At 70.4% G+C, this 12,792-nt stretch carries 13 protein-coding genes; 3 read left to right on the top strand and 10 right to left on the bottom strand.

The features are described 5' to 3' along the window. Positions 1 to 203 precede the first annotated feature (203 nt). Positions 204 to 1,013: a hypothetical protein gene (locus tag AB0B96_RS11725; protein WP_362897922.1), complete on the top strand. Its 810-nt coding sequence runs from the start codon at positions 204 to 206 to the stop codon at positions 1,011 to 1,013. Between the two features lie 59 nt (positions 1,014 to 1,072). On the opposite strand, the gene AB0B96_RS11730 is transcribed toward AB0B96_RS11725, so the two are convergent. The 9 genes from AB0B96_RS11730 to AB0B96_RS11770 form a co-directional block, all read right to left on the bottom strand. Further along, positions 1,073 to 2,044, bottom strand: a complete 972-nt coding sequence (locus tag AB0B96_RS11730; protein ID WP_362897924.1) for an amidohydrolase family protein — start codon at positions 2,042 to 2,044, stop codon at positions 1,073 to 1,075. A gap of 3 nt (positions 2,045 to 2,047) precedes the next feature. Further along, on the bottom strand, positions 2,048 to 2,563 hold the full coding sequence (locus AB0B96_RS11735) for a 3-hydroxyanthranilate 3,4-dioxygenase (RefSeq protein ID WP_362897926.1): 516 nt from the start codon (positions 2,561 to 2,563) through the stop codon (positions 2,048 to 2,050). Beyond that, complete coding sequence (locus AB0B96_RS11740; RefSeq protein WP_350941483.1) at positions 2,560 to 2,982, bottom strand: RidA family protein; 423 nt, start codon at positions 2,980 to 2,982, stop codon at positions 2,560 to 2,562. The genes AB0B96_RS11735 and AB0B96_RS11740 overlap by 4 nt, the downstream gene beginning before the upstream one ends. After that, positions 2,979 to 3,893, bottom strand: a complete 915-nt coding sequence (locus tag AB0B96_RS11745) for a fumarylacetoacetate hydrolase family protein (RefSeq protein WP_362897929.1) — start codon at positions 3,891 to 3,893, stop codon at positions 2,979 to 2,981. The genes AB0B96_RS11740 and AB0B96_RS11745 overlap by 4 nt, the downstream gene beginning before the upstream one ends. Positions 3,894 to 4,082: 189 nt before the next feature. Continuing rightward, positions 4,083 to 5,096 (bottom strand): 4-hydroxy-2-oxovalerate aldolase, encoded by a 1,014-nt coding sequence (gene dmpG / locus AB0B96_RS11750; protein ID WP_350941487.1) that lies wholly within the window; start codon positions 5,094 to 5,096, stop codon positions 4,083 to 4,085. Then, positions 5,093 to 6,085 carry an acetaldehyde dehydrogenase (acetylating) gene (locus AB0B96_RS11755; RefSeq protein ID WP_362897932.1) on the bottom strand — a complete coding sequence of 331 codons (993 nt, stop codon included), beginning with the start codon at positions 6,083 to 6,085 and terminating at the stop codon, positions 5,093 to 5,095. The genes dmpG and AB0B96_RS11755 overlap by 4 nt, the downstream gene beginning before the upstream one ends. Beyond that, a complete protein-coding gene (locus tag AB0B96_RS11760) occupies positions 6,082 to 6,321 on the bottom strand; it encodes a hypothetical protein (RefSeq protein WP_362897934.1) in 240 nt (79 codons plus the stop codon). Before AB0B96_RS11760 ends, AB0B96_RS11755 begins: the two co-directional genes overlap by 4 nt. A 38-nt stretch (positions 6,322 to 6,359) precedes the next feature. Continuing rightward, positions 6,360 to 7,157: a fumarylacetoacetate hydrolase family protein gene (locus AB0B96_RS11765; RefSeq protein WP_350941492.1), complete on the bottom strand. Its 798-nt coding sequence runs from the start codon at positions 7,155 to 7,157 to the stop codon at positions 6,360 to 6,362. Continuing rightward, entirely contained in the window at positions 7,150 to 8,604 is a 1,455-nt protein-coding gene (locus AB0B96_RS11770; RefSeq protein WP_362897937.1) for a 2-hydroxymuconic semialdehyde dehydrogenase, read from the bottom strand. The genes AB0B96_RS11765 and AB0B96_RS11770 overlap by 8 nt, the downstream gene beginning before the upstream one ends. 73 nt (positions 8,605 to 8,677) lie before the next feature. Between AB0B96_RS11770 and AB0B96_RS11775 the strand changes: the two genes are divergently transcribed. Then, entirely contained in the window at positions 8,678 to 9,436 is a 759-nt protein-coding gene (locus AB0B96_RS11775) for an IclR family transcriptional regulator (RefSeq protein ID WP_362897939.1), read from the top strand. Positions 9,437 to 9,564: 128 nt separating this feature from the next. Here AB0B96_RS11775 and AB0B96_RS11780 read toward each other — a convergent pair whose 3' ends face one another. Beyond that, a complete protein-coding gene (locus AB0B96_RS11780) occupies positions 9,565 to 11,679 on the bottom strand; it encodes a TerD family protein (protein WP_362897941.1) in 2,115 nt (704 codons plus the stop codon). Positions 11,680 to 11,873: 194 nt separating this feature from the next. Here AB0B96_RS11780 and AB0B96_RS11785 point away from each other — a divergent pair, with 194 nt between their 5' ends. Beyond that, positions 11,874 to 12,587: a dienelactone hydrolase family protein gene (locus AB0B96_RS11785; protein ID WP_362897943.1), complete on the top strand. Its 714-nt coding sequence runs from the start codon at positions 11,874 to 11,876 to the stop codon at positions 12,585 to 12,587. The last annotated feature ends 205 nt before the right edge of the window (positions 12,588 to 12,792 follow it).

Genomic DNA, 12,792 nt, shown 5'->3' on the forward strand with positions numbered 1-12,792 from the left:
ACGTGAGGCTGTAAGCATCGTCACTGTCACGATGAAGCGGCTCGGCGCACCGGTAAAAACCGCATTCCGGTCAGTGGATTGATCGCGACCACAGACCGTGTCTCGAAGGGAATGGTGTCTCCATGCTCACTCCCCACCCTCAAAAAAGCGCCGCAACCATACGTAAACGACGGAAAGGGTACTGGCCGAAGAAAGGGTCGGCGATGCCGGCCCTCACCGGATTCCTCTGTCTGGCCCTCACGGTCACCGTGCCCTCCGCCCTCCCCGCACCCGCCGCCGCGTCCACGCTCGGCGACCCGTCACCCGACTCCAATTCGTCCGCGCTCGGCGACCCGTCCTCCGACTCGTCCGCGCTCGGCGACCCGTCACCCGGCTCCGACTCGTCCATCACGTCGACCAGCACCTCCACCAGCGCCTCCCCCTCCTCCAGAGACAGAGACACCGACAACGGGGTCGGCACCGGAACCGGCAACACCGCGACGGGCACGGAAACCGGAAACGACACCGACGGTCCCCGCCACACGCTTCTGGATCAGGCGCGCAAGAAATGCAGGCCGAGGTCCTTCTTCAGGTTCCACTCCTTCAGGCCGAGGAATTTCTTCGTTCCCCGCACGCGCTTCATCGACGGCCCCGGCGGCACGATGACGGTTTCCGTCACCCGGCAGCACCGTGTCTACGCCGAGATGGAGCTGGAAAGGGAAAAACTCAGCGAGATCGACAGGGGCGAGTTGATCCGCCAGTTAAGAAACATGGTCAGTCCGCTGCTCGCCGAGGAATACATCGTCGAGACCGGGCACCAATACTCGCAGGAGATCACCGCCGGCAAGTACGGAAACATGTGGTATCGCGTTTTCGGCTACCGGGTGGGATTCTCCGCGTGGCGCCAGATCTACACCTGCCGGGTGCGCAAGATCGCCGCCGGAGTGGCCAACGTCCCCGCGCGGGTGGAGGGCTGGAAATACTGGGAGACCAACCACCCGATGTACAAGGGACGCCGCCTGAGCAGGCGCTGAGCCTCCCGGTCCCCCGGCGGCGCGTTCCTTCCGGACTTCGGCCCGGCGACCGGTCCCGCTCAGCGTCCGAGAAACCGGGTGGCGTTGCCGCCGAGCAGCTTGGCGCGGGCGGTGTCGGAGAGAAACCCCGCCTGGCGGATCAGCGAGCCCACCGGTGACTCGCCCAGCGGGTAGGGGAAGTCGGAGCCGAGCATCACCCCGTCCTCTCCCATCGTGTCGACCAGCAGCCGCAGCGCCCGCTCGTCGAACACGACCGAGTCCACGCTGAACCGGTCGAGATAGTGCGACGGAGGAAACTCCGAGACCCCGACCAGGTCGTTGCGACGGTGCCAGGCGTTCTCGAAGCGGCCGAGCCAGAAGGCGAACGAGCCGCCGCCGTGCGCGAAGCACAGGCGCAGCGTCTTCGGCACCCGGTCGAGGACGCCGCCCAGGATCAGGGCGAGCACCGACAGGTGCGTCTCGGCGGGCATGCCGACCAGCCACTGCGCCATCCAGCGCTCCAGCCGGGGACCACCCCCCATGTCCCAGGGGTGGACGAAGACAGGTGCCCCCACCGAGGCGCAGTGCTGGAGGAACTGGACGATTCCCTCGTCGTCGAGGTCGCGGTCGCCAACGTGGTTGCCGATCTCGACGCCCGCGTGACCAGCGGCGAGGCACCGGTCCAGCTCGGCGCAGGCCAGGTCGGGATCCTGGAGCGGCACCTGGCAGAACGGCACCAGCCGCTCGGACGCGCAGATCTCCAGCGCCAGGTCGTTGAACACCCTCGCGACCCGTACGGCCTCGGCCGCCGGGCGCTCGTAGGAGAAGAAGACCGGCGTCGGGGAGACGACCTGGACGTCCACCCCGTCGGCGTCCATCCGTTCCAGGCGGACCGAGGGACTCCAGCAGTCGTCGGCGATCCGGCGGAACTCCCGATCCCCGAGCAGGATCACGGCCTCCCGCTCGGAGTCGACCCTGAGCCGGGGCGCCCCCGGCCAGCCGAGATCGGGCCAGCCCTTGGGGACGTGGTGCGTGTGAACGTCGATGATCAACGACTATCCCTTGCCGGGGTGGACGGTGCCGCAGTTCCCGCAGGTACGCGCCTTCTCGTCGTCGTAGAACGCCTGGAAGATCGGCGGCAGGTCGGTCACGATGTCACGGACCTGGAGTTCCACCTCGTGGACCACACCGCTGCATTGCGGGCAGTACCAGAGGAACTTCTCCAGCACGCCCTCCGGCCTGATCCGCTCCACCACCAGGCCGATCGACCCCTCCTCGGGGCGCTGCGGCGAGTGCGGCGTGTTCCCCGGGAGCAGCCACATCTGGCCCTCGCGCACGTGCACGGTCTCCGGCCCCTCGGGGGTCATGATGTTGACGTGCATGTTCCCGCGGATCTGGTAGAAGAGCTCCTCGTACGGGTCGATGTGGAAATCGGTCCGCGCGTTCGGCCCTCCGACGACCATGACGATGAAGTCGCCGGTGTTCTCGAAGACCATCTTGTTGCCCACCGGCGGCTTGAGCAGGTGGGCGTGCTCGTCGATCCACTTGGTGAGGTCGATGGGGGCGGTCATGGGCGAACCTCCGGTCGATGGGCCACGGCCTGAATCTCGATGAGCAGGTGCGGGTGGGGCAGTTGGTGGACGGCCACGGTGGTGCGTGCCGGGCCGGTCTCGTCGAAGTACTCCGCGTAGACCGCGTTGTATCCGCCGAAGTCATTGATGTTCACCAGGTAGGTGGTGATCTGCACGAGATCGCTCAGGTCGGCTCCCGCCGCCTTGAGGATGTCTCCGATGTTCTCTATCACCGCCCTGGTCTGCTCGGCGATGTCGAGCTTCACCGTGCCGAACTCGTCGACCTCGGCTCCCACGATCGTGTTGTCGGGCCTGCGTGAGCTGGTCCCGGACACGTACAGGAGGTCTCCCGCACGCTTGACGTGCGGAAACCTTCCTCGCGGCGTCGCCTTTCCCTCGACGACGAGCCCTTCGCTCATGATTCCTCCCCAGAAGTGCCCGGTCTCTCCGAAGCCCCCTGTACCCCGGAAACCCCCGGCGTCTCCGCCGAGGCCCCCGGCGTCGTCGGACCGGGTGCGGAGGCGGATTCGGACGCGGAGGCGGAGGCGGAGGCGGAGGCGGAGGCGGATTCCGACACGGAGGCGGTGAACGAGACCGAGCCCAGGTGCTGGATCTCGGCCCGCACCCGCGCACCGGGCACCAGCGGCTCGGCGGGCGTGGCGGCACCGGCGAGCAGGACCCAGCCCGGCTCCAGGACCATCCCCGCCTGGAGGGCGAGGCGCACGGCCTCGGCGAGTGCCCTGCGCGGGTCGCCCAGGATCGCGCCGGTCGATCCGGTCTGGACCACGCGCCCGTCGATCTCCAGGACGACGCCCAGGTTCCAGCGCGACGGGTCGTACGGCTGCCAGGGGCCGACGACGTATCCGGCGGCCGAGGTGTTGTCGGCGATCACGTCGGGCAGCGAGAACCTGAAGTCCTCGTAGCGCGAGTCGATCACCTCGATACCGGCCGCGACGGCTGCGACGGCGCCCGGCGCGAGCGCGTCGCCCGGCGACGCGATGCGCCGGCCGATGAGGTAGACGACCTCCGGCTCCACCCTCGGATGGATGAATCCAGAAATATCCGCGTACGAGCCGTCGAGGATGGCCGACGACTCCGGCACCCGGCCGAAGATGACGTCGTGCACCCCCATCTGGCGGCGCTTACCCTCGCTGGTGAAGCCCAGCTTCACCCCGGCGAGCCGGTCCCCGCGCTCCAGGCGGAGCCGGATCAGCTCCTCCTGGACCCGGTAGGCGTCGGCCACGCCGTAGTCCTGCTCGGGCCTCGGCACCGCGCGACCGGTGCGGGCGGCCTCGTCCAGGACGGCGGCGAGCTTGTGCAGGTCGGTCACTGGGACACCATCTTTCTCGCGGCCGCCACTGCGGCGCTCGGTGAAGGGACTCGGCGGGAGCCGCGAGACGGTGACATCGCTACAGCGCTCGGTGAAAGGGCCCGGCGGGAGCCCGAGGACGGTGACACCACTACGACGCTCGACGAAAAGGCTCGGCGGGAGCCGGGGAGAGCCGGGGGACCGCCCGTGTCACGACGGCTCCCCGGTCCGTGCCAGGTCCAGCGCGATGTCCACGATCATGTCCTCCTGGCCGCCCACCATCCGGCGGCGGCCCACCTCGGTGAGGATGGTCCGGGTGTCGACCCCGTAGCGCGCCGAGGCCGCCTCCGCGTGCCGCAGGAAGCTGGAGTAGACCCCCGCGTAGCCGAGCGTCAGCGTCTCCCTGTCCACCCGGACCGGCCGGTCCTGCAGCGGCCTGACCAGATCGTCGGCCGCGTCCATCAGGGCGTGCAGGTCACAGCCGTGCTCCCAGCCCATCAGGTCGGCCACCGCGACGAACACCTCGATCGGGCAGTTGCCCGCCCCCGCGCCCATCCCCGCCAGGGAGGCGTCCACCCGGTAGGTGCCGTTCTCCACCGCGACGACCGAGTTGGCCACGCCGAGGCCCAGGTTGTGGTGGGCGTGGATGCCGATCTCCGTACCCTCGTCGAGCACCGAGCGGTAGGCCCTGACCCGCTCCCGCACCCCGTCCATGGTCAACCGGCCGCCGGAGTCGGTCACGTAGACGCAGTGGGCGCCGTACGACTCCATGAGCGCCGCCTGCCGCGCCAGTTCGTCGGCGGAGGTCATGTGGGACATCATCAGGAACCCGGCCACGTCCATCCCGAGCTCACGCGCGGTGGAGATGTGCTGGGCGGAGATGTCGGCCTCGGTGCAGTGGGTGGCGACCCTGACCGAGGTGACACCGAGGGCGTGCGCGCGCCTGAGGTCGTCGATGGTGCCGATGCCGGGCAGCAGCAGGGTGGTCAGCTTCGCCCGCCGTACGGCACCGGCGACCGCCTCGATCCACTCGTCGTCGGTGTGCGCGCCCGCGCCGTAGTTGAAACTGCCCCCGGAGAGGCCGTCACCGTGCGCGATCTCGATCGCCGCCACCCCGGCGGCGTCGAGGGCCGCGGCGATCTCGGCGGCCTGGGCGACGGTGTAGCGGTGCCGGATGGCGTGCATGCCGTCCCGCAGTGTCACGTCCTGCACGTAGAGCTTCACGCGCCCACCTCCGCGTCCGTACGAGCGGCCAGGTCCGTGCGGTCCCGGTCTTGCGTGCGGCCCGCGTCCGCGGCCCGCTCCGTCACCTCGGCGAGCCGCTCGGCGGTGCGCAGCGCGGCGGAGGTCATGATGTCGAGGTTGCCGGCGTAGGCGGGCAGGTAGTGGGCGGCGCCCTCCACCTCCAGGAAGACGGTCACCTTCACGCCGCCGTCGCGGGTGCCGTCGGGGAGCGGCTCCCCAGCCGGGATCGTCTCAAGCTGTATGTCCTGTTTGAGGCGGTAGCCCGGCACGTAGTCGTTGACCCGCGCCACCATCTCCAGCACGGCGTCCTTCACCTCCGCCACGGTCGCCTCGTCGCACTCGTCCACCAGGCAGTAGACCGTGTCCCGCATGATCAGCGGCGGCTCCGCCGGGTTGAGGATGATGATCGCCTTGCCCCTCGCCGCCCCGCCGACCCGCTCGATCGCCCGGGAGGTCGTCTCGGTGAACTCGTCGATGTTGGCCCGCGTGCCGGGCCCCGCCGACCGGGAGGAGATGGAGGCGACGATCTCCGCGTACCGGACGGGCACCCGCGAGGCGACCGCCGCGACGATCGGGATGGTGGCCTGCCCGCCGCAGGTGACCATGTTGAGGTTCGGTTCGGTGAGGTGGTCCTCCAGGTTGACCGGAGGCACCACGTAGGGGCCGATCGCGGCGGGGGTGAGGTCGATGACGCGCTTGCCGTGCGCCCTGAGCACCCGGTCGTTGTGCCGGTGCGCCCCGGCCGAGGTCGCGTCGAGAACGACGTCCACCTCGGCGAACCCGGGCAGCGCGACCAGTCCTTCGACACCCTCGTGGGTGGTGGCGACCCCGCGGCGGCGGGCGCGGGCCAGTCCGTCGGAGTCGGGGTCGATGCCCGCCATCGCGACGACCTCGACCTTCTTCGACAGCAGTGCCTTGAACATCAGGTCGGTGCCGATGTTCCCCGAACCGATGATGGCGATCTTCACAACAGGCCTGCTTTCACACGTCGTACGAGTTCCCCTGGTCCTTCGAGCTCTCCGAACTCCCCGAACTCCCAGGGCTTGCCGGACTCCCCGAGCTCTCCGGGATTGCCGACTCCCCAGGACTTGCCGGGCTCCCCGGGCTTCACGAGCCGGTCCGGTTCGTGGGCTCTCGCGAGAAGGTCGTGGGCGGCGGGGTGGCGGCCGACTCCCGGCTGAGGGCGAGGTTCGTGGGCTCTCACGAGAGGTTCGTGGGCTCTCACGAGAGGTTCGTGGGCTCTCACGAGAAGACCGTCCTGACCGAGCCGAGGCCCTCGATGTGGGCCTCGAACACGTCGCCCGGCTCGACGCCGACCATCGGGCCGAGCGCGCCGGTGAGCACGACGTCCCCGGCGCGCAACGGGAAGTCCGTACCGCCCAGCGCGTCGGCGAGCCAGACCGCGGCGTTGAGCGGATGCCCCAGGCAGGCCGCGCCCACCCCGGTGGAGACCTCCTCGCCGTGCCGGTTCATGGTCATCCCGGCGAGGCGCAGGTCCAGGCCGCGCAGGCTCACCGGGGTGTTGCCGAGGACGAACGCGCCGCTGGAGGCGTTGTCGGCGATCGTGTCGACGAGGGCGATGTCCCATCCCGCGACGCGGCTGTCGACGATCTCGATCGCGGGCAGCGCGAAGTCGACCGCCCGGATGACGTCGGCGACCGTGAACGGGCCACCCTCCAGGTCGCTCCCGAGGACGAGCGCGACCTCCGCCTCGACCTTGGGCTGCAGGAAACGGCCGGTCGGCACGGGCAGGCCGTCGAGATAGGCCATGTCGGCGAAGAGCATCCCGAAGTCCGGCTGGTCCACGCCGAGCTGGCGCTGGACCGCGGCGGAGGTGAGCCCGATCTTCCTGCCGACCAGCCTCCTGCCCTCGTCCAGCGCCCGCCTGGTGTTGATCTCCTGTACGGCGTAGCCGGTCTCGGCGCTCCCGCTCGGCAGCATCTCGCGCACCGGGGCGCACGGCTTGCCGCTCCTGGCCGCGTCGAGCAACCGGTCGGCCGCCTCCACCCGCACGTCGGTGGCCTCGCTCCACTCAGTCATGTCCAGGCTCCAGCTTGATGGTGATCGTGGTGGGCTCGGAGTAGAAGTCCAGCGAGCGCGTGCCGCCCTCGCGGCCGATGCCGGACAGCTTCACCCCGCCGAAGGGGGTGCGCAGGTCGCGCAGGTACCAGGTGTTGACCCAGACCAGCCCGGCCTCCAGCGACCTGGCGACCCGGTGGGCCCGGCTCAGGTTGGAGGTCCAGACGGTCGCCGCCAGGCCGTACTCGCTGTCGTTGGCGAGCCCGACCGCCTCGGCCTCGGTGTCGAACGGGGCGATGTGGCAGACGGGGCCGAAGATCTCCTCCCGGTTCACCCGGGAGTCCGGCGGCAGGCCGGTCAGCACGGTCGGTTCGACGTAGTAGCCGCCGTCGCGGTCGTCGCCGAAACTCGGCACCCCGCCACCCGCGCGGATCTCGGCGCCCTCGTGCTTGGCCAGCTCGTAGTAGGAGAGCACCTTGTCCCGGTGCTCGGCGGAGATCATCGGCATCATCGTGGCGTCCTCGTCGGAGGGGCGGCCGAACCGCAGGTCACCGGCGCGCCTGGCCAGCCGTGCGGTGAACTCCTCGAAGACGGGCCGCTCCACGTAGAGCCGCTCGGTGCACAGGCAGACCTGGCCGCCGTTGGTGAAGACCGACCGCACGCTTCCCTCGACGGCCGCGTCCAGGTCGGCGTCGGCGAAGACCAGCCCGGCGTTCTTGCCGCCCAGCTCGAACGAGACGGGCTTGACCCGGTCCGCGACCGCCTTCATGATCGTCGATCCGGTACGGCTCTCGCCGGTGAAGGTGACCGCGTCCACGCCGGGATGCTCCACCAGGAACTGGCCGGTGGAACCACCGCCGAAGCCGTTCACGACGTTGAGGACACCGGGCGGCAGACCGATCGAGGCGGCGATCTCCGCGAGCACCGCGACCGAGCCCGGCGTGTGCTCCGAGGGCTTGACCACGACGGTGTTGCCCGCGACGAGCGCGGGACCGAGCTTCCAGGTCGCCAGCAGGAACGGCAGGTTCCACGGCACGATCACCGCGACCACGCCGAGTGGCTTGCGCACGGTGTAGCTCAGCACGTCCGTGAGGTGGAACGCGTCCTCCGGGTGCTGGGCCGCGATCTCGGCGAACGACCGGAAGTTCGCGGCTCCGCGCGGGATGTCCAGGGTGCGGGTCTGGGTGATCGACTTCCCCGTGTCGGCGATCTCCGCCGCCACCAGGTCCTCGAACCGCTCCTCGATCGCGTCGGCGAGGCGGCGCATCCAGGTGGCGCGCTCCGCCACCGGCAGCGCGGCCCATCCGGGCAGGGCCTCGCGGGCCGCGGCGACCGCCCTGTCGACGACGTCCCGGTCCGCCTCGCGGACCTCGCGCACCGGCTGGCCGGTCACCGGGTCATGGGTGGCGAACGTCGCGCCCTCGGCGACCGGCACCCCACCGATGAAGTGGTTCACCTGGTCAGACAAGTCTGCTCCTCGGGAAGGTACTCCTTCAGGTCACTACGTACGGGTATAGGGCCGCAAACGGCCGTAGGCAAGAATGGGTTCCGTGAAACGGAACCCCGACCGTCTGTCTCTGCTGGAGAAATCCTGGCTCGTACTCGACGCGTTCCGCCCCACGGGAGGACCGCTGCGGCTGGCCGACGTCGCCGAGCGCTGCCACCTGCCCAAGACCACCGCCTTCCGGCTGCTCACCGAACTGACCGCGATCGGCGCGATCACCCGCCGCCCCGACGGCTACTATCTCGGCCGCCGCCTCTTCGAGCTCGGGAGCATCGTGCCCCTGGAGCGCGACCTGAGACACGCGGCGCTCCCCTTCATGCACGACCTTTACGAGGCGACCCACGAGACCGTCCACCTCGGTGTGCGCGACGGCCTCGACGTCGTCTACGTCGAGAAGATCCGCGGCCAGGAGACCTTCGCCCTGCCCTCGCGCGTCGGCGGGCGCCTCCCGCTGACGTGCACCGGGATCGGCAAGGCCCTGCTCGCCTACTCGGGGCCCGACCTGATCGACGAGGTCCTCGGCCGCCCGCTGCGCCGGTTGACCCCGCACTCGATCGTCGACCCCCGGCGCCTGGAGGAGGCGATCGGCGAGATCCAGGCGGCGGGGCTCGCCTACGAGCGGGAGGAGGCCCAGCTGGGCGGCGCCTGCATCGCGGCCCCGGTGTTCGGCGACGGCGTGGCCGTGGCCGCGCTCTCGGTCTCGGTGCCGCTGGCCCGCTTCCAGCCCACCCGGCTCGCCCCGGCCGTCAAGGCCGCCGCCCTGGGCATCTCCCGCGCCCTGGCCAGGACCATCTGACAGGCGGTCGGCCGCGCCGAGGAAGCCCTCGAACGGCCTCACGCCCGGAATGCGAGGAAGGCGGGAAGACTAGACTTGTCCATAAGGTGAGAAGGAAGCCCTCCCATGGCCTCGCGACCGCCACCGTATCAGGCGGGGATCAGCTCGTGCAGCGTCCCGGGCGTGATCACCCGCGACCCCTCGGGGAGATCGGCCGGCGCCTGCAAACCGATGTACGTGGTGTGCCCACCCGACGTCCCCTTCCGCCGCAGCAGGTCGACCAGATGGCGGACGCGCAGGTAGTCACGTTCGACGATCGAGCGCACCAGCAGGGAGGTCGTGACGCGGTTGCCCTCGACCTGGTTGAAGCCGGCGCGCCCCCTCAGATAGAGGTGCAGCCACTTCACCCGCCAGGCGCCGTCGTCGCCGCGCAGGAAGACGAGCGGCAGCGCGACCCGCCCCGCGCCCCGCAGGTCGGACTTCATGCGCACGGTACGCGGCTCGAACGGCCTGCCCTCCTGCTCGGCATCCCGGCTCATGTAGCCGAAGAACGCCTCCGCGGCCTCGTCGAACGCCTCTCCGTCGTAGATGTTCACCTGCGGAATGATGATCGACCGCTTCGCCTCGGCGAGACGGATGTCGATGAACTCGCTCGCGCCGTCGGAGGCGTCGGTGATGTCGCCGGAGTAAACGGCGAAACTGTTGCGGTACTCCGTCCACGAGATGTGCTCGGCGTCGCCGTAGGAGGCGTCCAGCATCAGGGCCGACAGGTCGTAGTCGGTGGACCGCTCGGCCTGCCGCCAGTGGACGAAGAACCGCAGCAGCTCCCCGTCCACCGCCGACAGCGAGCCCCGCGGCAACATGCCCAGCCCGGGCGCGACGGCCTTACCCGACAGCGGCAGGGCGACGTCGAGCACCTCGGGATCGACGACCAGCTCGCCGAGGTCGGGAAGCCGCCGGGTGATCTCCTCGTCCAGGATGGCCACCGCCCGCGACACGACGGTCTCCTCGATCGGAGCGCGGGCGTCGGACGCCGCCCACGCCCTGCCGTTCCGGTTGACGAAGACCCGCCCGGCCGCGGAGGCGAGCCGGTTCTGCAGGTGTTCGCGCAACGACAGCAGGACCCGGCCGGAAGCGCCCGCCACGGCCTTTTCCGCGGCGTCCAGCACGGCCGAGACCGAGGTGCCGGACCGCAGCAGGTGGTCCAGACGGCGCAGCAACGCGCCGGGCGCCCTCTCCAGAAGCTCGACCGCCTCTCCGGTACGGCCTGCCGACAGCGCCGCCTCCACCCGGCTGTCGAGACCGGGCGCCTCGCGTACGCCTCGGGCCACCTCGAAGACGTGTGCGGCGCGCGGGAACCGCGGATACTCGCCGGGGTGAAGTCGTTCGCCGAGCCGCTTCCACTGCTCCCGGTGCCTTGAGACGTCGCCGAGCCTGGCCGGGGTGGCGACCGCGTCCAGGGCCTGCAGGAGAGCCCTGCGCCGAGCCCGCGGGAACGAGAGGAACCTGGTGGGGGTGGCCAGCGTGACGTCGCCGCCGAAGAGTCCGCAGGCGAGCCGCAGCACGTCGGTCACCGTGTCGACGAGCAGCGGGCGACCCGCGACCAGACGCGCCTGGTTGATGACGGCGCGGTTCTCCCGCACCGGGATACGGTCGGGTTCCTCGGCGCAGAACTCGGCCAGCGACCGCAGCGCCGCCAGGTCCTCCTCCGCCGGCGGCACCTCCGCGCCCGCCAGCGAGAAGTACCACTCGCGCGCCTCCGACTCCAGGCTCGCGCCCAACTCCAGCACGGTCACCCGGTCGCCGGCCGACGCGACGAGCTCGGCGTGCGCGCCCAGCAGGTCGGCGTAGGTGTGCCGGTAGCCGCCGTAACCGGGCAGGGTGAGCAGGTTGAGCGCCGGCGAGTGCTGGACGGAGGCGTCGGCGACCGGGTCGAGCATGGCCTGACGCAGCAGCCCGGCCCAGAACTCCACGGTGTCGGGCACGTTCTTCGGGAAGTCGATGAAGTACGCGTTGTGCCGGACATGGTCGCCCACCAGGTGTCGTACCGCCGCCAGGACCCGCACGCCGAGATCGACCACCGTCTCCCCGGGCAGGCGGGCCAGGCGTTCGAGCAGGGCCGGCGAACACGTGAAGCCGACGCTCAGCAGAGCGGCGTCGAGTTGGCGTGCGGCCACCTCTCCCCAGCCCGGGGTGGAGGCGGCGGGAGCGTCGACGGGAACTCGAAGCCGCCTGGTGATGACGAGGCTTTCCAGGGTGTCCACAGGCGCACCTTATCGGCGGAACACGTCCATACTCGGCGGGTTTTCCGGGCCTGCGCGACCAACCATCCGTTCTCCGGCAAAGGGGCCGATTCGATACCGCACATCTGTCCGCGTTCGGCGGGTATACGGTTCGCCGACCGTTCGTCCGTCATACGCCGGAACGCCGGCGGTCGACACGCCAGCAGGAGGATCCCGTGGAAGTTCGCACCGAGACGGTCACCGTCGCCGACGGCTCGTTCGACCTGCACCTGTGGCTTCCCCCGAGCGGCCGGGGCCCGGTCATCCTGCTGGTCCAGGAGATCTACGGGGTGGGACCGTACATCAGGAAGGTCGCCGAGGACCTGGCCGCGCTCGGCTACGTCGTCGGCGCGCCGGACCTGTTCTGGCGGATCCGGCCCAACTGGGTGTCCGGCCACGACGACGCGGGAACGGCCCTGTCGGTCGAGATGGTCTCCACGTTCGACGTCCCCCAGGGGGTGGCCGACTCCGCCGTCGCCCTGACGCACCTGCGGGAACTGCCCGAGGCCGAGGGCGGGGCCGGGGTGGTCGGGTTCTGCCTCGGGGGTTCCATCGGCTACCTGCTCGCGGCCACGGTCGAGGTGGACGCGGTCCTGTCGTTCTACGGGTCCGCCGTCCCCGACGCCTCGGGCATGCTGGAGAAGATCACCTGCCCGCTGCTGCTCGTCTTCGGCGGTTCCGACCCCTACATCCCTCGGGAGCGGGTCGCCGTGATGGAGGAGGCCGCGTCCGGCCGGCCGAACGTCAGGGTGTACGTCGCCGAGGAGGCCGGGCACGCCTTCCACAACCACGAGGCCCCCCAGTTCTACGACCAGGAGGCCGCGCGGGCCGCCTGGGACCAAGCCGTGCACTTCCTCGGACGCAACCTCCCGTTGCCCGCCCTTCCTTGAGGCGCATACCGCGCGGGGAGCCCCCTCCCCTGAGGCGCATCACCCGGGCACATGCCGCCCCGGCCTCCCTTCCCCGGGGTGCCTCCTCGGCTCGGGGCCTACGTACGCGCGAACGCGCCGACGACCTCTCCTCGCGCCCGGGCACCCTTTCGCCGTTCGGGGAGCCGCTCACGGGGATGAGAACGCCCCTTGCCTGGAGGTCACC

It is taken from the genome of Streptosporangium sp. NPDC049046 (assembly GCF_040649155.1).
Lineage (GTDB): Bacteria > Actinomycetota > Actinomycetes > Streptosporangiales > Streptosporangiaceae > Streptosporangium.